At 62.9% G+C, this 18,958-nt stretch carries 19 protein-coding genes; 12 read left to right on the top strand and 7 right to left on the bottom strand.

Going from position 1 to position 18,958, the window contains the following annotated elements:
• The first annotated feature begins 2 nt into the window (after window positions 1-2).
• From murD to KKO72_RS08095, 11 genes are all read left to right on the top strand, one after another.
• Entirely contained in the window at window positions 3-1,691 is a 1,689-nt protein-coding gene (gene murD / locus KKO72_RS08145) for a UDP-N-acetylmuramoyl-L-alanine--D-glutamate ligase (RefSeq protein WP_214937210.1), read from the top strand.
• Complete coding sequence (gene ftsW / locus KKO72_RS08140; protein WP_078364379.1) at window positions 1,688-2,935, top strand: putative lipid II flippase FtsW; 1,248 nt, start codon at window positions 1,688-1,690, stop codon at window positions 2,933-2,935. Before murD ends, ftsW begins: the two co-directional genes overlap by 4 nt.
• The gene (gene murG, locus KKO72_RS08135) at window positions 2,932-4,008 is read left to right on the top strand and encodes an undecaprenyldiphospho-muramoylpentapeptide beta-N-acetylglucosaminyltransferase (protein ID WP_214937208.1); all 1,077 of its coding nucleotides are present in this window, start codon (window positions 2,932-2,934) and stop codon (window positions 4,006-4,008) included. The genes ftsW and murG overlap by 4 nt, the downstream gene beginning before the upstream one ends.
• Window positions 4,009-4,102: 94 nt before the next feature.
• Window positions 4,103-5,527, top strand: a complete 1,425-nt coding sequence (gene murC / locus KKO72_RS08130) for a UDP-N-acetylmuramate--L-alanine ligase (protein WP_214937206.1) — start codon at window positions 4,103-4,105, stop codon at window positions 5,525-5,527.
• Window positions 5,528-5,532: 5 nt separating this feature from the next.
• Window positions 5,533-6,492, top strand: a complete 960-nt coding sequence (locus tag KKO72_RS08125) for a D-alanine--D-alanine ligase (protein ID WP_214937204.1) — start codon at window positions 5,533-5,535, stop codon at window positions 6,490-6,492.
• Window positions 6,489-7,277 (top strand): cell division protein FtsQ/DivIB, encoded by a 789-nt coding sequence (locus KKO72_RS08120; protein WP_214937202.1) that lies wholly within the window; start codon window positions 6,489-6,491, stop codon window positions 7,275-7,277. Before KKO72_RS08125 ends, KKO72_RS08120 begins: the two co-directional genes overlap by 4 nt.
• Before the next feature lie 21 nt (window positions 7,278-7,298).
• Window positions 7,299-8,528: a cell division protein FtsA gene (gene ftsA, locus KKO72_RS08115; protein WP_214937200.1), complete on the top strand. Its 1,230-nt coding sequence runs from the start codon at window positions 7,299-7,301 to the stop codon at window positions 8,526-8,528.
• A 140-nt stretch (window positions 8,529-8,668) separates the two neighbouring features.
• Window positions 8,669-9,925 carry a cell division protein FtsZ gene (gene ftsZ, locus KKO72_RS08110; protein WP_214937198.1) on the top strand — a complete coding sequence of 419 codons (1,257 nt, stop codon included), beginning with the start codon at window positions 8,669-8,671 and terminating at the stop codon, window positions 9,923-9,925.
• A gap of 114 nt (window positions 9,926-10,039) precedes the next feature.
• Window positions 10,040-10,738: a DUF3334 family protein gene (locus tag KKO72_RS08105; protein ID WP_078364369.1), complete on the top strand. Its 699-nt coding sequence runs from the start codon at window positions 10,040-10,042 to the stop codon at window positions 10,736-10,738.
• 73 nt (window positions 10,739-10,811) lie between these two features.
• Entirely contained in the window at window positions 10,812-11,735 is a 924-nt protein-coding gene (lpxC, locus tag KKO72_RS08100; RefSeq protein ID WP_214937196.1) for a UDP-3-O-acyl-N-acetylglucosamine deacetylase, read from the top strand.
• A 20-nt stretch (window positions 11,736-11,755) separates the two neighbouring features.
• Window positions 11,756-11,932 (top strand): hypothetical protein, encoded by a 177-nt coding sequence (locus KKO72_RS08095; protein ID WP_214937194.1) that lies wholly within the window; start codon window positions 11,756-11,758, stop codon window positions 11,930-11,932.
• A gap of 40 nt (window positions 11,933-11,972) precedes the next feature.
• Here KKO72_RS08095 and KKO72_RS08090 read toward each other — a convergent pair whose 3' ends face one another.
• Entirely contained in the window at window positions 11,973-13,196 is a 1,224-nt protein-coding gene (locus KKO72_RS08090) for an MFS transporter (protein ID WP_214937192.1), read from the bottom strand.
• Window positions 13,197-13,270: 74 nt separating this feature from the next.
• Between KKO72_RS08090 and KKO72_RS08085 the strand changes: the two genes are divergently transcribed.
• Window positions 13,271-14,077 (top strand): helix-turn-helix domain-containing protein, encoded by an 807-nt coding sequence (locus KKO72_RS08085; protein WP_244899877.1) that lies wholly within the window; start codon window positions 13,271-13,273, stop codon window positions 14,075-14,077.
• A 60-nt stretch (window positions 14,078-14,137) separates the two neighbouring features.
• Here the strand turns inward: KKO72_RS08085 and ruvC are convergent, their stop codons facing one another.
• Genes ruvC through KKO72_RS08055 form a run of 6 tightly spaced genes read right to left on the bottom strand, consistent with a single transcriptional unit; the run spans window position 14,138 to window position 18,958 of the window.
• Window positions 14,138-14,698 carry a crossover junction endodeoxyribonuclease RuvC gene (ruvC, locus tag KKO72_RS08080; RefSeq protein ID WP_214937189.1) on the bottom strand — a complete coding sequence of 187 codons (561 nt, stop codon included), beginning with the start codon at window positions 14,696-14,698 and terminating at the stop codon, window positions 14,138-14,140.
• A gap of 59 nt (window positions 14,699-14,757) precedes the next feature.
• Window positions 14,758-15,756: a phosphatidate cytidylyltransferase gene (locus KKO72_RS08075; protein ID WP_214937187.1), complete on the bottom strand. Its 999-nt coding sequence runs from the start codon at window positions 15,754-15,756 to the stop codon at window positions 14,758-14,760.
• 13 nt (window positions 15,757-15,769) lie between these two features.
• Window positions 15,770-16,405 carry a lysophospholipid acyltransferase family protein gene (locus KKO72_RS08070; RefSeq protein WP_371736847.1) on the bottom strand — a complete coding sequence of 212 codons (636 nt, stop codon included), beginning with the start codon at window positions 16,403-16,405 and terminating at the stop codon, window positions 15,770-15,772.
• A 34-nt stretch (window positions 16,406-16,439) separates the two neighbouring features.
• Window positions 16,440-17,228, bottom strand: coding sequence for a transglycosylase domain-containing protein (locus KKO72_RS08065; protein WP_214937185.1), 789 nt, complete (start codon window positions 17,226-17,228; stop codon window positions 16,440-16,442).
• Window positions 17,229-17,238: 10 nt separating this feature from the next.
• Window positions 17,239-18,075: a shikimate dehydrogenase gene (gene aroE / locus KKO72_RS08060; protein WP_214937183.1), complete on the bottom strand. Its 837-nt coding sequence runs from the start codon at window positions 18,073-18,075 to the stop codon at window positions 17,239-17,241.
• A 31-nt stretch (window positions 18,076-18,106) separates the two neighbouring features.
• Window positions 18,107-18,958: an energy transducer TonB gene (locus KKO72_RS08055; RefSeq protein ID WP_214937291.1), complete on the bottom strand. Its 852-nt coding sequence runs from the start codon at window positions 18,956-18,958 to the stop codon at window positions 18,107-18,109.

The raw sequence follows: 18,958 nt of genomic DNA, 5'->3' as shown, positions 1-18,958 counted from the left end.
CCATGACAACAACACCCCTTGACACCACGATCACCGCATTGCCCCCCGAGGGGGCTTTGGCCGTTCTGGGACAGCCGGGCGACGGCCAGCCGATGGCCTGCGGGCCGGACACGTCAACGGCGGCTGTGCCCATTGAAGGAGCGGCTGGCGTCACAGAGCAACCCGCCAGCAACCCACACCCGCTGCAAGACCAGCCTGTGCTGATCCTGGGCCTGGGCGCCTCTGGCCTGGCGATGGCGCGCTGGTGTGTCCGCTGTGGTGCGCAGGTCACCGTGGCCGACACCCGCAGCGCACCGCCGCAGCTGGCCAAGCTGCACAGCGAGCTGCCCGGTGTCCAGTTCGTGGGTGGTGCTTTCACTGCGGCGCTGGTGCAGGGCACCCATCTGCGTGCGGTGTTCAAGAGCCCGGGTTTGAGCCCGGCCGAGGTTGCTCCTGTGTTTGAAGCTGCCAAGGCAGTCGGTATCTGGGCTGCAGGCGAATTGGGCTTGTATGCGCAGGCGCTGGCCCAGTTGAAGGTTGAACGCGGCTACACACCTGCTGTGCTGGCGATCACCGGCACCAATGGCAAAACCACGGTCACCTCACTGACTGGTCAGCTGGTTGAGCGTGCCGGTAAAACGGTGGCGCTGGCGGGCAACATCGGCCCGACCCTGCTTGACACCCTGGCGCAGCATCTGGACAGCAACAGCCTGCCCGAGGTCTGGGTGCTGGAGTTGTCGAGTTTTCAGCTCGATGGCGAAACCGGCTTTGAGCCGACCGCTGGCGCGGTGCTCAACATCACCCAGGACCATCTGGATTGGCATGGTTCGATGGCCGCCTACGCCGAGGCCAAGACCCACATCTTTGGCCAAACCGGCCTGATGGTGCTCAACCGTGAAGACGAGGCCGTGATGGCCATGTTGCCGCCCCCGGTCAAAGTGAAATTACAAAAACCCCAGCAGCGCCCGTGCATCCTGTTTGGTGGTGATCTGCCCCGGCGCCCGGGCGACTTTGGCATCGAGTCGGTCAACGGCATGACCTGGCTGGTGCGGGCGCAGGATGCGGACGAGACCAAACGCAAACGCAGCGAAGCGGCCGACGAGCTGTTCATCCAGCGGCTGATGCCGGCTGACGCCTTGCGCATCCGGGGCCGCCATAACGCCATCAACGCCTTGTCGGCGCTGGCCCTGGCCAGTGCGGCAGGGTGTGCACTGGCGCCGATGTTGTACGGCCTGCGCGAATACACCGGTGAACCGCACCGCGTGCAGTCGATTGGCACCGTCAACGACGTGGAGTATTTTGACGACAGCAAAGGCACCAATGTGGGCGCGACCGTGGCCGCCTTGATGGGCCTGGGCGCCGACCGCAAGGTGGTCGTGATCCTGGGGGGTGAGGGCAAGGGCCAGGACTTCGCGCCTTTGGCCGAGCCGGTGCGCCGTTATGTGCGTGCTGTGTTGCTGATTGGGCGCGACGCACCACAGATCCGTGCCGCATTGTTGGATACCGGTGTGCCGCTGTTGGACGCCAGCTCGATGATGGATGCGGTGACCCAGGCCAGTACCCTGGCACAAGCGGGTGATGCGGTGTTGATGTCCCCGGCGTGCGCCAGTTTTGACATGTTTGACAACTACGAACACCGCGCCCAGGTGTTTGTGCAGTCGGTGGCCCAACTGGCTAGCGACGCCGGTGTGATGTTGGAGGCAGGCGCATGAGCAGCCGCAGCCTGCCCCTGGGTCAGCGTCTGCGTTTGTGGACGCTGGGCGGGCCTGCCGGTGATGTGTTGCCGGTGCGCCTGGGTGCCACCGGCTCGGCACCGGTGCGGGCGCAGGGGTTTGATCAGCCGCTGTTCTGGGTCACCACGGCGTTGCTGTTGTGGGGGCTGGTGATGGTGTATTCAGCCTCGATTGCGTTGCCGGAGAACCCGCGTTTTGCCCAATACACACCGACCTACTTTCTGGTGCGGCACAGCATGTGGCTGGTGATGGCCTTTGTGGGTGCGCTGATGGCCTACCAGGTGCCGCTGGCGACCTGGGAAAAAGCCGCACCTTGGCTGTTTGTGGTGTCCTTGGTGCTGCTGGCCCTGGTGCTGGTGCCCGGTGTGGGCAAAAAGGTGTATGGCGCACGCCGCTGGATCAGCCTGGGACCGCTGAGTTTTCAGCCCTCCGAGATGGTCAAGTTCACCGTGCTGCTGTATGCCGCCAACTACATGGTGCGCAAGATGGATGTGAAAGAGCGCTTCCTGCGCGCGGTGTTGCCCATGGGCGCGGCGGTGGCGGTGGTGGGGGTGCTGCTGCTGGCCGAACCCGACATGGGCGCCTTCATGGTGATTGCGGTGATTGCCATGGGCATCCTGTTCCTGGGTGGCGTGAATGCGCGCATGTTCTTCCTGATTGTGGCGGTGCTGCTGCTGGCGTTTGGCACCATGATCGCAACCAGCGAGTTCCGGCGCGAACGCATTTTTGCTTACCTCGATCCCTGGAGCGAAACCAATGCCCTGGCCAAGGGTTACCAGCTGACGCACTCGCTGATTGCCATTGGGCGCGGCGAGATTTTTGGCGTGGGTCTGGGTGGCAGCGTGGAAAAGCTTAACTGGCTGCCCGAGGCCCACACCGACTTCCTGCTCGCGGTGATTGGTGAAGAATTTGGCCTGGTGGGTGTCATTCTGGTGATTGGCCTGTTTTTGTGGATGGTGCGCCGGGTGATGTACATCGGCCGCCAGGCGATTGCGCTGGAGCGGGTGTTTGCCGGCCTGGTGGCGCAGGGTGTGGCGGTGTGGATGGGCTTTCAGTCCTTCATCAACATGGGTGTGAATCTGGGCGCCTTGCCGACCAAAGGCCTGACCTTGCCCCTCATGAGTTACGGCGGCTCCGCCATCCTGATCAACCTCGCTGCCATCGCAGTGGTGCTGAGAATAGACCAAGAGAACCGCACGTTGATGCACGGAGGCCGTGTATGAGCAAGTGCGCTTTGATCATGGCCGGTGGCACAGGTGGTCACATCTTCCCGGGGCTGGCAGTCGCTCAGGCGCTGCGCGAGCAGGGCTGGCGCGTGCACTGGCTTGGTGGTCGCGGTCAACCGGGCCAGCCCAGCATGGAAAGCCAGTTGGTGCCGCCGCAGGGCTTTGCCTTTGAGGCAATTGAATTTGGGGGCTTGCGTGGCAAGGGCCTGAGCACGGTGGCCTTGTTGCCTCTGCGTCTGCTCAAGGCCTTCTGGCAGAGCATCCAGGTGCTGCGCCGGGTCCAACCCGATGTGGTGGTGGGCCTGGGTGGCTACATCAGTTTCCCGGCCGGTCTGATGGCGGTGGCACTGGGCAAACCGCTGATCCTGCACGAACAGAATTCGGTGGCGGGGCTGGCCAACAAGGTGCTCGCCGGTGTGGCAGACCGTGTTTTCACCGCGTTCCCGAAGGTGCTCAAGGGCGCCCGGTGGGTTGGCAACCCGCTGCGTGCCGCCTTTTTGAACCTGCCTGCGCCGGAGCAGCGTTTTGCCGGGCGCAGCGGGCCCCTCAAACTGCTGGTGGTGGGGGGCAGTCTGGGCGCCAAGGCGCTCAACGACATCGTGCCGCAGGCGCTGGCGCTGCTGCCAGCAGACCAACGCCCCAGCGTGCTGCACCAAAGCGGCGCCAAGCAGATCGACGCCCTGCGTGCCAATTACGCCCAGGCCGGTGTGGCTGCCGAGTTGACGCCTTTCATCGACAACACCGCCCAGGCTTTTGCCGAGGCCGACCTAGTGATCTGCCGCGCCGGTGCCAGCACCGTGACCGAGCTGGCCGCCGTGGGCGCCGCTGCCTTGTTTGTGCCGCTGCCGCATGCGGTGGATGACCACCAGACGGCCAACGCCCGCTTCCTGGTCGATCAGGGCGCGGGCTGGCTGGTGCCGCAGCGCGAACTGACGCCGCAGAAGCTGGCTGACATGTTATTAAAAATGGAGCGATCTACCCTGATGAATCAAGGGCTAGAGGCTAAAAAATTGCAAAAACTGGAGGCCACCGAGCAGATCGTGGCCGCATGTGTAGAGGTGAGCCCATGACGAGGCTGACGCTGATGCGGACCGTTTTCTCTGGCCCTCGCTACGCCCCCCTTGAGCGGGCCAGGACAACCCACGTGGTGGGAGAAAAGAAGTTATGAAACACGCCATCAAACACATCCACTTCGTCGGCATCGGCGGGGTTGGCATGTCCGGCATTGCCGAAATTTTGTTCAACCTGGGCTACACCATTTCCGGCTCGGACCAGGCCGAAAGCGCCACCTTGCAGCGTTTGGCCAGCCTGGGTATCCAGACCTACATCGGCCATGATGCCGCGCATATCCAGGGTGCCAACGCGGTGGTCACCTCCACCGCGGTGCAGGCCGACAACCCCGAGGTGCTGGCGGCCCGGCACAGCCGCATCCCGGTGGTGCCACGTGCGCTGATGCTGGCCGAACTCATGCGCCTCAAACGCGGCATTGCGATTGCTGGCACCCACGGCAAAACCACCACCACCAGCCTGGTCGCCAGTGTGCTGGCCGAGGCCGGGCTGGACCCGACCTTTGTCATCGGTGGGCGCCTCAACAGCGCGGGTGCCAACGCCCGCCTGGGCAAGGGCGACTACATCGTGGTCGAGGCCGACGAGTCGGACGCGTCGTTTTTGAACCTGTTGCCGGTGATGGCGGTGGTGACCAACATCGACGCCGACCACATGGAAACCTATGGCCACAACTTCGAAAACTTGAAAAAGGCCTTTGTCGACTTCCTGCACCGCATGCCGTTTTACGGCACCGCCATCCTGTGCACCGACGACCCGGCGGTGCGTGCCATCGTGCCGCAGGTGACCTGCCCGGTCACCAGCTACGGTTTTGAGGAAGGCGCCGAAGTGCGCGCGGTCGATGTGCGCGCGGTGGACGGACAGATGCACTTCACCGTGCAGCGCCGCAACGGCGAGGTACTGCCCGACCTGCCCGTGGTGCTGAACCTGGCAGGCCGCCACAACGTGCTCAACGCCTTGTCGGCGATTGCGGTGGCGACCGAACTCAACATCAACGACGACGCGTTGCTGCGTGCCTTGGCCGGGTTCAAAGGGGTGGGTCGGCGCTTTCAGCGCTATGGCGACCTGCCCGCGCGCAACGGTGGCAGCTTCACCGTGGTCGACGACTACGGCCACCACCCGATCGAGATGGCGGCCACGCTGGCGGCGGCGCGCGGCGCCTTCCCTGGGCGGCGCCTGCTGCTGGCCTTCCAGCCGCACCGCTACACCCGCACCCGTGACTGTTTTGACGACTTCGTCAAGGTCATCGCCCAGGCCGACGCGGTCTTGTTGACCGAGGTCTATGCCGCCGGTGAAGCCCCCATCGTCGCCGCCGACGGCCGCAGCCTGGCGCGCGCCCTGCGCGTGGCCGGCAAGATCGAACCGGTGTTTGTGGACCAGGTGGCCGACCTGCCCCAAGCCATTGCCGACAACGCCCGCGACGGTGATGTGGTGTTGTGTATGGGCGCAGGTTCCATTGGGGCGGTGAGTGGCAAGGTGGTTGATTTGCTCTCGAATCAAGAGCTAACAGCGCAGGAGGTATAAGGGCTATGAGCCAATTTGATCTAAAAACCGAGAAAGTCGCCGTGCTGCTGGGTGGCCAGTCCGGCGAGCGTGAGGTGTCGCTGATGTCGGGTGCTGGTGTGCTGGAGGCCTTGCGCTCGGTGGGTGTCAACGCCCACGCGTTTGACCCGAGTCAGCGCGACCTGAGTGAACTCAAGAAAGAGGGTTTTACCCGCTGTTTCATCGCGCTGCATGGCCGTTTTGGTGAAGACGGCACGGTGCAGGGCGCGCTGGAGTTGCTGGGTATCCCCTACACCGGCCCGGGCGTGATGGCATCGAGCATTGCCATCGACAAGATCATGACCAAACGCCTGTGGTTGGCAGACGGCCTGCCCACACCCGCCTGGCGTCTGGTGGCCAGCGCCCAGGCCACCGAAGCCGCGTATGCCGAGTTGGCCCAGCCCGGTGCCCCCATGATTGTCAAACCCGCGCGGGAAGGTTCGACCCTGGGTCTGAGCAAGGTCACCAGTGTTGACCAGTGCGCCGCCGCTTATGCGCTGGCTGCGGGCATGGATGAAGAAGTGCTGTGTGAGCAGTTCATCGCGGGTGATGAAGTGACCGTGCCGGTGCTGGGCAGTGGTGCCCAAGCGCGGGTGTTGCCGGTGATCCGCATCCAGGCGCTGGACGGCAACTATGACTTCCAGGCCAAGTACTACACCAACACCACGCGTTACCTAGTGCCCGCCGGTTTGCCCGAGGGCGAAGAGGCCGCGATCCAGGCCTTGGTGCTGCGCGCCTACCAGAGCCTGGGTTGCCGCGGTTGGGCACGTGCCGACGTGATGATTGACGCGGCCACCCGCAAACCCTATCTGCTGGAGATCAACACCTCGCCGGGCATGACCAGCCACTCGCTGGTGCCGATGTCGGCCAAGGCCGCTGGCATCAGCTACCCCGAACTGTGTCTGCAGGTGCTGCAGACCGCCACCCTGGACCACGCCCTCGCATGAGCCAGACCACCCCCCTGCCGATGGACGTTCGCCTGATGCATGCTGTGGCCAGCCTGCTGTTTGCCGCTGCGGCATTGGCGGGCCTGAGCGCGCTGCTGGCCTGGGGGGCCCGACTGCCTGCGTTTGCCATCCGCGAGGTGCGCGTCACCGGGGATGTCAGCCACTACAACGCCATCACCTTGCGTGCCAATGTGATCCCGCGGCTGCAGGGCACGTTTTTCACGCTCGATGTGGCGGCGGCACGCCAGGTGTTTGAGACCATCCCGTGGGTGCGCCAGGCGATTGTCCGGCGCGAGTTCCCGAACCGCCTGAATGTGCAATTACAGGAGCACCAAGCCCTAGCGTTCTGGGGGCCGGAGGGTTCTTCGAGCATGGTCAACAGTTTTGGCGAGGTGTTTGACGCCAATGTGGGCGAGCTCGAGCAGGACAACCTGCCGCGCCTGAGTGGCCCAGACGATCAGTCGGCCCGGGTGCTGGCCATGCAGCAGACGCTGCAGCCGCTGTTTGCGCGCCTGGACATGACGATTGATGCGCTGGAGCTCACCCCCCGGGGTGGCTGGCGCGCCCAACTCGATACCGGCACCGAGGTGGAGCTGGGCAGCGGCGAGGCCCCCGAACTGGTGGCCCGTGCCGAGCGTTTTCTGGCCACCGTGACCCAGGTCACCGCACGGTACCAGCGCCGACCCGAGCAACTGGCTTCGGTCGATCTGCGCCACACAGACGGTTATGCGATGCGGCTGGAGGGGGTGACCACCCTCGACAGCACGGCCAGCAAACAACAGTAATGCAAGACAACAGGTGACATCATGGCAAAAGAGTACAAAGATTTGGTTGTTGGTCTGGACATCGGCACCGCCAAGGTGATGGTGGTGGTGGCCGAAGTGTTGCCCGACGGCCACCTCAAACTGGCGGGTCTGGGCGTGGCGCCCAGCAACGGCCTCAAACGCGGTGTGGTGGTCAACATCGACGCCACCGTGCAAAGCATCCAGCAGGCTTTGAAAGAAGCCGAGTTCATGGCCGATTGCAAGATCACACGCGTCTACACCGGCATCACCGGCAGCCACATCCGGGGCATCAACTCCCACGGCATGGTTGCCATCAAGGACCGTGAAGTCAGCGCCGCCGACGTGGCCCGGGTGGTGGAAACCGCCAAGGCGATCAACATCTCGACCGACCAGCGCCTGCTGCTGGTGGAGCCGCAGGAATTCATCATCGACGGCCAGGACGTGAAAGAGCCCATCGGCATGAGCGGCATCCGCTTGGAGGCCAAGGTGCACATCGTCACCGGTGCTCAGAGTGCTGCCGAGAACATCATCAAATGTGTGCGCCGCTGTGGCCTGGAGGTGGAGCAACTGATGTTGAACCCACTGGCCAGCAGCCAGTCGGTGCTGACCGAAGACGAACGCGAATTGGGTGTCGCCCTTGTCGATATTGGGGCGGGCACGACGGATTTAGCCATTTTTACCAACGGCGCCATCCGCCACACTGCGGTGATTCCGATTGCCGGTGACCTGATCACCAGTGACATTGCGATGGCGCTGCGCACCCCCACCAAGGACGCCGAAGAAATCAAGGTCGAAAACGGGTTTGCCAAGCAACTGTTGGCCGACCCCGAAGCGCAGGTGGAGGTGCCCGGCCTGGGTGACCGGGGCCCGCGCATGCTGAGCCGCCAGGCACTCGCTGGTGTGATCGAGCCGCGTGTCGAAGAGATTTTCAGCCTGGTGCATCAGGTGATGCGCGAATCGGGTTTTGAGGAAATGCTCTCCAGCGGCATTGTGCTCACCGGTGGCAGCTGTGTCATGCCGGGCATGGTCGAGCTGGGTGAAGACATCTTCCTCAAACCGGTGCGCCGTGGCATTCCCAAATACACCGGTGCTCTGTCCGACATGGTGGCCCAGCCGCGTGCCGCCACCGTGATGGGGCTGCTCGAAGAGGCCCGCCTGGCGCGTCTGCGTGGTTTCAAGGTGGCGCAGAAAAACGGTTCGATGAAAACCGCGTTCAGCGGCATCAAAGATTGGTTTGTAGGTAATTTTTAGCATGAAGCACCCCCCTTCCCAACTGCAAGGCAGCCTGTCACGACGATGGCGATGTGCTGATCCGCCACCCGATCCTGCCCCCTTCATCAACCCAGATTTTTTTGACAACTTTTTCAGCATTCACCCCCAAGGAGCACACCATGCCTATCGAACTCATTGACGAAGAAACATTCAACCAAGGCACACAAATCAAGGTGATTGGTGTGGGCGGTGGCGGCGGCAACGCCGTGGCCCATATGATCGCCAGTGCGGTGCAAGGCGTTGAGTTCATTTGCGCCAACACCGACGCACAAGCGCTGTCCACCAGTGACGCGCACCGCATCATCCAGCTCGGCAGCACCGGCCTGGGCGCAGGCAGCAAGCCCGACAAGGCGCGTGACGCCGCTGAACTGGCGGTGGAGCACATCCGCGAAGCCATCAACGGCGCGCACATGTTGTTCATCACCGCCGGTATGGGTGGTGGCACTGGCACCGGTGCGGCACCGGTGATTGCCCGCGTCGCCCGTGAGATGGGCATCCTGACCGTGGGGGTGGTGACCAAGCCGTTCGAGTTTGAAGGCGCCCGCCGCATGGCCAACGCCGACAGCGGCCTGACCGAGCTCGAAGCCAATGTGGACTCCCTGATTGTGGTGCTCAACGAAAAGCTGCTCGAAGTGCTGGGCGACGACGCCACGCAGGACGACGCCTTTGCCCACGCCAACGATGTGCTGAAAAACGCCGTCGGTGGTATTGCCGAGATCATCAATGTGCCTGGCCATGTGAACGTCGACTTTGAAGACGTGCGCACCGTCATGGGTGAACCCGGCAAGGCGATGATGGGTACCGCCGTGGCCGCTGGCCCGGACCGCGCCCGCATCGCTGCCGAACAGGCGGTGGCCTGCCCGCTGCTCGAAGGCATCGACCTGTCGGGCGCCAAGGGCGTGCTGGTGCTGATCACCGCCGCCAAGGGCTCCCTCAAACTGAGTGAATCCAAGCTGGCGATGAACACCATCCGTGCCTACGCCTCGCCCGACGCGCATGTGATCTACGGCACCGCTTATGACGACCACTTGGGTGACCACATTCGGGTCACCGTGGTGGCCACCGGCCTGAGCCGCCAGGGTGTGCGTCCCAAGCTGGTGGTGGCACCGCCGCAGCAGCAGGTTCAGTTGCGCACCGGCACCCATGACGTGCCGTTTAATGTGCCGACGCTGGACAACCCGGTCAGCAGCAACCAGGTCACCGGTTTGGCCTCCACCACGCTGGGTCGCAGCGCACCTGACTATGGCTCGATGGCCACCCCCAGTGTCTGGCGCACGCGTGACCGCACCAGTGCCGCCGCCAAGGTGGATGCCTTGTCCAGCGGTGGCATGGATGACTTCGAGATCCCGGCGTTTTTGCGCAAGCAGGCGGACTGAGCCCGGCGGGTCACCCGCCAGCGCATGCTGCGGGTGGCCAAATTGACTTGGCCACCGGCGTGTGGTTCGGCAGACGCTGCTGTACAGTCCCTGTTTTGATCCGAGAGGTTTGACATGAGCAAGCAAGAGCAAGTGAGTGACGTGGTCTATGGCACCGAGGACCTGCTGATCAGTTTGTGCAATTCAGTCACCCGTGTGCTGAATGTCGCCACCAACTGCCAGATCAACTATTCCGGCATGGTCCAGCGCATCACCAAAACCTGCCTGAAGCCGGACATTGGCTGTTTTGTGCTGTTTGACGGCGGCTTTTCTGGCCTGGTGGTGCTGAACTTCTCCTCACAAACCGCGATGGAGCTGTACGAGAGTTACATGATCAACATGGGCATGCCCAAGAGTGAGTTGGCCATGTCGCACACCGCTGATGAGGTCAGCAACATCATGGGTGAGCTGATGAACCAGATTGTGGGTGACTTCACCGGCAAGGTGCGTCGGGAATTGCAGACCCACATCACCCAGAACCAGCCCAAGATGCTGGTGCTCAACAAACAGGTGATGCTCAGTGTCGACACCCAGCTCGACAACCCGGAAGCCCGCCGGGTGACCTTCTACACCGGCAAAAACAACATCTTCTACCTGGAACTGGCGGTGGACCGCGCCGAATTTATCAAGTTACACGACTTTGATGCCAAGGAAGTCAACCCCGACGATGTGCTGGCTGAAGTGAATGCCGGGCGCAACACCGCTCCGGACACCGCGGTGAGCGACGCAGACGCCGTCAACCATGAGGAGTTGCTGCGCTCCCTGGGCATGTAAGCAGGCCGCGCCGCAGCACTTGTAGTCGCCCCGACTTGGCGTGGGGCTGTGCCCTCAAACGTAAAATCAAGCCGTGCTGAAACAAAGAACTCTCAAATCCCTGACCCGCGCCGTGGGTGTAGGCCTGCACAGCGGGCAGCGGGTGGAAATCACCTTGCGCCCGGCGCAGCCAGACACCGGCATTGTGTTTCGCCGGGTCGACCTGCCGCAGGTGGTGGACATCGCGGTGTCGGCGCAGGCCGTCACCGACACCCGTATGGCCTCGACCATCTCGCATGGCCAGGCCAAGGTGCACACGGTGGAACACCTGATGTCGGCCTGTGCTGGCTTGGGGGTGGACAACCTGTATGTCGACATCACCGCCGAAGAGGTGCCCATCCTCGATGGCTCTGCCGCCTCGTTTGTGTTTCTGCTGCAAAGTGCGGGCATCGAGTTGCAGAACGCGCCACGCCGGTTTGTACGCATCCTCAAGCCAGTGGAAGTGCGCCAGGGTGAGGGCAACAACGTCAAGTGGGCCCGGCTCACGCCCTACCACGGCTACCAGCTCAGTTTTGAGATCGACTTCAGCCACCCGGCGGTGGACTCCACCGGCCAGCGTGTGGTGTTTGACATGGGCACGGGTTCTTACTCCAAAGACATCGCACGTGCGCGCACCTTCGGCTTCACCAAGGATGTGGAGATGATGCGTGCCAATGGCCTGGCGCTCGGTGGCGGCCTGGACAACGCCATCGTCATGGACGACTACAAGGTGCTCAACGCCGGTGGTCTGCGTTATGACGACGAGTTTGTCAAACACAAAATCCTGGACGCGATGGGCGATTTGTACCTGCTGGGCAAACCCCTGCTGGCAGCCTACAGCGCGTTTCGCTCCGGCCACGGGCTCAACAACCTGCTGCTGCGTGAGTTGCTGAACCACCCCGAGGCCTGGGACGTGGTGAGTTTTGACGACGAGAAAAACGCGCCACAGGGTTTTGCCAAACTGGCCCGGGCCTGGTGAAGACCGCTTAGCCTGTCACCATGCTGCTGTTTCGCTGGACCATCCTGTTGCTGCTGCTCTCGGCAGTCGCCTGTTTTGTGTTCTACATCGGCACTGGCCAGCAGCGTTACCGGCTCTGGGGGCTCAAAGTGCTCAAATGGACGCTGGTGGCCGCGTTTGGCTTTTTTGCGGTGCTGATCCTGGAGCGTTTGGCGTAACGGCGTCAGTTTGTTGAGGACGCCAGCCGCAGCCAGGGGATCACGGTTTCTTGATGGTTGGCAGAAAGGCCGTCAGCAGACCGATCAGTGGCAGGAAGGCGCAGACCCGGTAAACCGTTTCGATGCTGGTGGCATCGGCCAGTTGGCCAAGCAGTGCAGCGCCAATACCCCCCATGCCGAAGGCGAAACCAAAAAACAGTCCAGAGATGGCGCCCACCTTGCCCGGAACGAGTTCCTGGGCATAAACCAGGATGGCCGAGAAGGCGGAGGCCAGAATCGCGCCGATGATCACCGAGAGCACACCGGTCCAGAACAGGTTGACATGCGGCAGCAGCAGGGTGAAGGGGGCAACGCCGAGGATCGATAACCAGATCACCCACTTGCGTCCTATCCGGTCACCGATTGGTCCGCCCAGCACGGTGCCAACTGCTACAGCAAAAAGAAAGGCAAACAGGTAAAGCTGTGCGGCGTCGATTGGCAGGCCAAACTTCTCCATCAGGTAGAAGGTGTAGTAGCTGCTCAGGCTGGTCATATAGAAGAACTTCGAGAACATCAGCAGGCCAAGGATCGCCAGTGACCAGCCGATCTGGCGGCGACTCAAGCCATTGCCGGTGTGCGCCTGCATGCGCTTCCTGAAGTTGGCCCCATGTTGCTTGGACCAATGGCCAACAAAACTGAGCACAACGATGCCGACCAAAGCTGCCAGCGAGAACCAGGCCGCACTGCCTTGCCCATGCGGCACGATGATCAACGCGGCGAGTAGCGGGCCGATGGCCGAACCGAGGTTGCCACCAATCTGGAACAGCGACTGCGCCAAACCGGGCTGACTGCCAGCCGCCATGCGTGCCACACGGGAGGATTCAGGGTGAAACACCGATGAGCCCATGCCAATCAACATGGCTGACATCAAGACCGAGACAAAGCTGCTCGCATGTGCCAATGAAAGCAGTCCCACCAGGGTGAAGCCCATACCAACGCTCAGAGAGTAGGGCATGGGTCGGCGGTCGGTGTAGAGGCCGATCAGCGGCTGAAGCAGTGACGCGGTGATTTGGTACACCAGCGTGATCAGCCCAATCTGGCCAAAGCTCAGGTGCAGGCCGAGCTTCAACATCGGATAAATGGCCAACAGCACCGACTGCATCATGTCGTTCAACATGTGAGAGAAGCTGATGGCCGCAATCACCGGGTAGGTGGTGCGGCTCAGGGCATCGGGTGCGGGCGGTATCGGGAAGCTGGCGTTGGCCGTCGCAAGTTTTATTTCCATGGAGAGACGCTCAATTCAGGGAGGAGGCGCGAGTCTAGAATGACCGATTCCATGTTGTCCTGACAAAATATATCGTGAATTGGACATCTTCCAAGCATTCCGCGAGCTGGGCCCATGACGATGAGCACCAGACGCTGCCGCACCCGGTCACCGCCAAGGCGCGCAATTACCGGGGTGGCGAAACACCGGCGCACAGCCATCCGCGTGCCCAGTTGATCTATGCGGGCAGCGGCGTCATGCGCGTTGAGACCGAAGTCGGCTGCTGGGTGGTGCCGCCGGTGCGGGGCGTCTGGATTCCAGCCAACACCACGCACCGCGTGATCATGCTAGGCAGTGTGGAAATGCGCACGCTCTACATCCGTAGCGATGCGGCCCCCGACTTGCCCGAAACCTGTTGTCTGCTCGAGGTCAGCCCGCTGCTGCGGGCTTTGATCCTGGCCCTGCTTGACGAGCCATTGGCCTACGAGCGCGCTGGCCGGGCGGGGCGCATCGCTGAATTGATCTTGCTGGAACTGCGTTTCCTGAAAATTCCGGCGTTGTATCTGCCGATGCCGGGTGAGACGCGCATGCACAGCCTGTGCCAGGAGCTGGTCGCCAACCCGGACAGTCACGAGACGCTGGAGACGCTGGCCGCACAACAAGCCGTCAGCAGTCGCACTTTGGCACGGCAATTCCAGAGTGAAACAGGGATGAGTTTTCGGCAGTGGCGCCAGCAGGCCCGCCTGGTCGAAGCACTCGGCCACCTGGCCAACGGCGTGCCTGTTGCGCGGGTGGCCGAAAAACTGGGTTACCGCAGTGCGAGCGCTTTCACCGCGATGTTCAAGCGTGCGCTGGGAATGGAGCCGCGTCGTTACTTTTCGACAGAGTCGGCAGGGACCTGACAGGCTGTGGTGTGCAGATGCTTCGTTTGTGTGGCATCCGCATGACCTCGGTGTGCAGCTTCAGCGGCTGCGCCCGCCCTTGTAAGCCGCCTTTTGGGTCTGCTGCTGCACCCCACCGACGCCTTTGGCCTGGGCCAGACGGGCCATTGAGGTGGCGGCGTGGGCGTGGGTGATGGCCAGGCCCAGGGCATCGGCTGCATCTGGCCCGGGCAGGCCGGGTAAGGCCAGCAGGCGGCGCACCATTTCCTGGATCTGGGTCTTGTCGGCACGGCCATAACCCACCACCGCCTGCTTCATCTGCAAGGCGGTGTATTCGGCCACCGGCAGGTCGGCCGAGACCAGCGCCGTCACGATGGCGCCACGCGCCTGGCCCAGCAGCAGGGTGGACTGCGGGTTGACGTTGACAAACACAATCTCGACCGAGGCCGCATCCGGCTGGTACCGCGCCACCACCTCACGCACGCCGTCAAACAGCACTTTCAGGCGTGCGGGCAGCTGGTCTTTTTCGATGTGGATGGTGCTGATGGTGCCGCTGGCTACATAACTCAGCGTGCCGCCGTCGCTGTCCACCAGGCCAAAACCGGTGGTGCGCAGGCCCGGGTCAATGCCGAGGATTCTCATGGTGATGGGGCTCTGGTTTGCTGCAAGATATATAGCTTTATGCCCTTATTGAATAAGGGCTAGAGCTTGAAATACCATCTGGCGGAGTAGAAAAACACGGGCGCTGCAAAACACAGCGCGTCGATGTGGTCAAGCATACCGCCTGCGCCAGTGACGGCGGTGCGCTGGCCGCGCCACATCGGGACACCCCGGTCGCGTTTGAGGGCCTTCATCACCAGGTGCCCCATGCTGCCTGCGGCACACGCAATGAAAGACAGCGCAAACGCCTGGCCCGGCACAAAGGGGGTGATGCCCGACAACAAGGCCCCCATCAGGCTGCCTGCGGCCATGCCCGCCCGCCAGGCGCGCCAGATGAAACTCTGGCTGATGGCGGGCACCGCCGGGCGTTTGCCCAGCTGCATCAGCCGGTGTGACACCAGGTGCTGGGTGACCATGCAGGTTTGCACCACCAGCACCAGAAACAGCACCAGAAACGCGTTTTTGTGGTTGTAGTGCGGGAACTTGAGCAGCAGCAGCGCCGGCACATGGCTCATGCCGTAAATACACACCATGATGCCCCACTGCAGCTTGGCGTTGCGCTCCAGAAACTGTTTGGGGTCGTTGGCCAGCACGCTGGTCACCGGCAGCGCCAGAAACACATAGACCGGGATGAACACCGTGAACAGCGCCACCTGCCCGGTGCCCACCAGCCAGTACTGGCACGGCAGGATGACAAAAAACGCCAGCACCAGGCTGCGGTGGTCGCCATGGCGGGTGGGTGAGAGTGTCAGAAACTCGCGCAGCGCAAAAAACGAACCCAGCGCAAACAAGACCAGGCGTGAGATGTCCCCGGCCAGCCAGGCCAGCCAGAACACAAACACCAGCAGCCAGCTGGTTTTGAGCAGCTGGGTCAGCCGGTCCAGCTCGTCGCGGTGTTGTGCGCCTTGCTGCGGGTCGTCAAACTCGCGCATGGAGCGCAAAAAAATCACCAGCCCGCCGACCATCAGCAGGCCAAACACGATGATGAACAGCGCACCGATCTGTTCGGTGGGGTTGAGGTTTCTCAGGGCCCGATGCATGGTTCTGATACTTTCAAACGTCGCGCAGCGCCAGCACCGCCAGGCGGGCACGCTGCAAAAAAGTTGGGCAGTCTTCGCCGGGCAAGACCTGCATCGGCACCCCGAAGGTCACCGAACACAGCACCGGCACCGGCACCACCTCACCCTTGGGCATGACCCGCTGCACATTGTTGATCCAGGCCGGCACCAGTTCCACCTCGGGGAACTTGAGCGCCAGGTTGTAGAGCCCGGCCTTGAAGGCCTGGGGTTCGTCGGCAAAACCGCGGGTGCCCTCGGGAAACAGGATCAGCGAGTCGCCGTGGCTCATGGCCTCGATCAGCGGCTCCAGCGGGTCCTCGCTGGCCTGGCGATCACGTGACACGTAGATCACATTGAACACCGCGCTGGTGAGCCAGTGTTTGAACGGGGTGCGTGTCCAGTAGTCGCGCGCCGCCACCGCACGGGTGTTGTGGCGCAGCTCCTTGGGCAGCGCGGCCCAGATCATCACCAGGTCGGCATGGCTCTGGTGGTTGGCGAAATAGATGCGCTGCAAGGCCTTGGGCGGGCAGCCCCACCAGCGCGCCTGGGAGCCGGTCAGGATGCGGATCAGCCCGAGCAGGAAATAACTCACGAGCACCGCCACCCAGTCGAGCACAACACGTTTCATCATGACAATGTTTCCGTTTTCGCAGATGTGTGCCGGGTCAGGGCAGTTCGGCGTTGTCCAGTCGGTTGGCGATCACGCGGGCGCGCCCGGCCACATAACTGGAGTTGGGCAGCTTCTCGAAGTATTTCGGGCGCGGCAACATCACCGCCAGCCGCGCGGCCTCGTAACTGCTGAGCTGGGCCGCAGGTTTGCGAAAGTAGTGCTGGGCGGCGGCCTCGGCGCCAAACACACCGTCACCCCACTCGACGTTGTTGAGGTAGATCTCGAGGATGCGTTGTTTGTCGAGCATCGCCTCCAGCAGCAGGGTCAGCACAAACTCCTGGCCCTTGCGCAACAAGGTGCGTTCACCCGACAACAACAGGTTTTTGGCCAGCTGCTGGGTGATGGTGGAGCCTCCAATCACCTTGGGCGCTTTCACGGGTTTGGGCGGTGTGGCGGCGGCTTGGGCCGGGTTTTTGCTGGCTGAGCGGGCCTGTGCCTTGGCGGCTTGTTCCTGGGCCTTGGCCAGGCGTTGTTCAGCGAGGGCGTTTTTTTGCCAGGCTTTCTCAAGTGCGTCCCAGTCGACGCCATCGTGGTTGACAAAACCATCGTCCTCGCTGGCGATCACCGCCCGTTTGAGGTGGTTGGAGATGGCGCTGTAGGGCACCCATTGCTGGCGCCAGCGCAGTTCACCCTTTTCCGTGAGCAGACGCCAGGCCTCCGAGCGTTCAAACGCGGTCGACTGCGGGTCGATCACCACCATGGCCGCGATCCGGACCACAAAAAACAGCTGCAGCAGCAGACCCGCCAGCAGCACCAGAAACAGCCATCGCCACAACGCCTTCATGTCACTCCACTCAGTGGCCCAGGTGTACCCGCAGTTCAGCCAGCACCTGCGCCGCTGGCGGCATCACACCGCGCCAGAGCGCAAAGGCCTCGGCGGCTTGCGCCACCAGCATGCCCAGGCCGTCGCGCGGCACTGCGCCGTGGTTGTGTGCCCAGTCCAGGAAGGGTTTGGCGGCAGCGCCATACATCATGTCGTAGGCCAGTGCGCCGGGCGCCAGCACATGCGCGCTCACCGGTACCCCCTGGCCACCCAGGCTGCTCGCCGTGCCGTTGATGATGATGTCAAATTGTGCTTCTAGACCTTGTAAATCATGGGCTGACAGCTCTACATTGTGTAGCGCGGCGAGGGGCAGGTGGCGCGCCACCAGCTGCTCGGCCTTGGGCAGGGTGCGATTGGCCACGCAGATCTGGGCGGGTTTGGCCTGGATCAGCGGGCCCAGCACACCTGCGGCGCCACCACCGGCCCCCATCAACAGCACGCGCTGGCCCGCCAGCACCACACCGGCACCGTGCAGCAAGTCGTGCACCAGGCCGATGCCGTCGGTGTTGTCGGCCAGGATCTGCCCGGGCTTGAAGGTGAGGTGGTTGCAGGCCTGGGCCAGCTTGGCGCGTTCGCTGGTGTGGGTGGCCAGCAAGGCCGCCTCAAACTTGAAAGGCACGGTGACGTTGCAGCCGTGCCCACCTTCGTCGATGAAGGCCTGCACACTGCCGGGGAAGTGGTCCAGCGGGATCTCACGTTTGGTGTAGAGCATGTCCTGCCCTGTGAGTTCGGCAAAGCGGGTGTGGATCCAGGGCGACTGGCTGTGCGCCACCGGGTGGCCCATCACGCAGTAGAGGTCGGTGCTCATGGTGGAGGTCTTTCTTGAGGGAGACGGTGTCTCAAGGGGCATTGAGCCGGGTTTGCAGGGTGTCGTCGCGGGTGAACTTGAAGCGTGACACCACCGCAATCTGGTCGGCCTGGCGGCGCATTTCGCGGTTGAAGTTGCCAAACGGCCCGGCGCTTTTGGCAATGGCCTGGGCGCGCCGGTCCAGCAGCTTGTTGCCCGAGCTTTGCACCACCTCGGTGGCCAACACTTTGCCATCGTGATTGACGGTGACGATCATGGTCAGCTCACCATAGAGCTTCTGGCCATTGGCCTCGGGAAAGTTTTCGGTGCCTTTGTCCTCGATGGCGCGGCGCAGCCGGTCGTAGTAGATGGCGTAAACCGCTTCACGCGTGGCCGGGCTGATGTAGCGCTTTTTCGGGCGCTCGTTTTCCATCTGGATACGCCGCTCGATTTCGGCCAGCAGGTCAATCAGCTGGCGGCGTTTTTCCTCGCGCTGGATATCGTCGGGGTTGAGTTTTTGCTGCAGCGGGTCGGTCGGTGGCATGGCGGCCAGCACCGATTTGACCTTGGACAGCAGCACCCTCTGCTGCTCCTGCATCTCGCGCACCTGGCGTTCGCGGTCGTGTTCGCTGGCCTCACCGGGCATGGCCACCAGGGCGGGCGGCAGCGGGCTGGTGGCACGGCCCTTGGCCGCATCACCACCACCGGCCATGTTGGCTTGGGCGATGGCGCGTGCCTTGCTCGGTTTTTCGTTGGTCTGGGCGTTGACCAGGATCACCTCCAGCGGGGTGTCTTCAAACACCCGGTTGAAGGCCTCGGGGTCGACCACCCGCACCGTCAGCAGCGCTGCGTGCACGGCAATGGACACGCCCAGGGCGAGTTGGAGGGTGCTGAAAGACCGCAG

It is taken from the genome of Rhodoferax sp. U11-2br (assembly GCF_018619435.1).
In the GTDB taxonomy this organism is placed as follows: Bacteria; Pseudomonadota; Gammaproteobacteria; order Burkholderiales; family Burkholderiaceae_C; genus Rhodoferax.
Note: the sequence above shows the minus strand (reverse complement) of the source record. Positions and strands in the feature narration are given on the sequence as shown.

What these genes read in the sequence shown, in the direction of transcription:
- murD (WP_214937210.1), top strand. Translation starts at nt 3, where the DNA reads ATGACAACAACACCCCTTGACACCACGATCACCGCATTGCCCCCCGAG.
- ftsW (WP_078364379.1), top strand. Translation starts at nt 1,688, where the DNA reads ATGAGCAGCCGCAGCCTGCCCCTGGGTCAGCGTCTGCGTTTGTGGACG.
- murG (WP_214937208.1), top strand. Translation starts at nt 2,932, where the DNA reads ATGAGCAAGTGCGCTTTGATCATGGCCGGTGGCACAGGTGGTCACATC.
- murC (WP_214937206.1), top strand. Translation starts at nt 4,103, where the DNA reads ATGAAACACGCCATCAAACACATCCACTTCGTCGGCATCGGCGGGGTT.
- KKO72_RS08125 (WP_214937204.1), top strand. Translation starts at nt 5,533, where the DNA reads ATGAGCCAATTTGATCTAAAAACCGAGAAAGTCGCCGTGCTGCTGGGT.
- KKO72_RS08120 (WP_214937202.1), top strand. Translation starts at nt 6,489, where the DNA reads ATGAGCCAGACCACCCCCCTGCCGATGGACGTTCGCCTGATGCATGCT.
- ftsA (WP_214937200.1), top strand. Translation starts at nt 7,299, where the DNA reads ATGGCAAAAGAGTACAAAGATTTGGTTGTTGGTCTGGACATCGGCACC.
- ftsZ (WP_214937198.1), top strand. Translation starts at nt 8,669, where the DNA reads ATGCCTATCGAACTCATTGACGAAGAAACATTCAACCAAGGCACACAA.
- KKO72_RS08105 (WP_078364369.1), top strand. Translation starts at nt 10,040, where the DNA reads ATGAGCAAGCAAGAGCAAGTGAGTGACGTGGTCTATGGCACCGAGGAC.
- KKO72_RS08095 (WP_214937194.1), top strand. Translation starts at nt 11,756, where the DNA reads ATGCTGCTGTTTCGCTGGACCATCCTGTTGCTGCTGCTCTCGGCAGTC.
- KKO72_RS08090 (WP_214937192.1), bottom strand. Translation starts at nt 13,196, where the DNA reads ATGGAAATAAAACTTGCGACGGCCAACGCCAGCTTCCCGATACCGCCC.
- ruvC (WP_214937189.1), bottom strand. Translation starts at nt 14,698, where the DNA reads ATGAGAATCCTCGGCATTGACCCGGGCCTGCGCACCACCGGTTTTGGC.
- KKO72_RS08075 (WP_214937187.1), bottom strand. Translation starts at nt 15,756, where the DNA reads ATGCATCGGGCCCTGAGAAACCTCAACCCCACCGAACAGATCGGTGCG.
- KKO72_RS08070 (WP_371736847.1), bottom strand. Translation starts at nt 16,405, where the DNA reads ATGATGAAACGTGTTGTGCTCGACTGGGTGGCGGTGCTCGTGAGTTAT.
- KKO72_RS08065 (WP_214937185.1), bottom strand. Translation starts at nt 17,228, where the DNA reads ATGAAGGCGTTGTGGCGATGGCTGTTTCTGGTGCTGCTGGCGGGTCTG.
- aroE (WP_214937183.1), bottom strand. Translation starts at nt 18,075, where the DNA reads ATGAGCACCGACCTCTACTGCGTGATGGGCCACCCGGTGGCGCACAGC.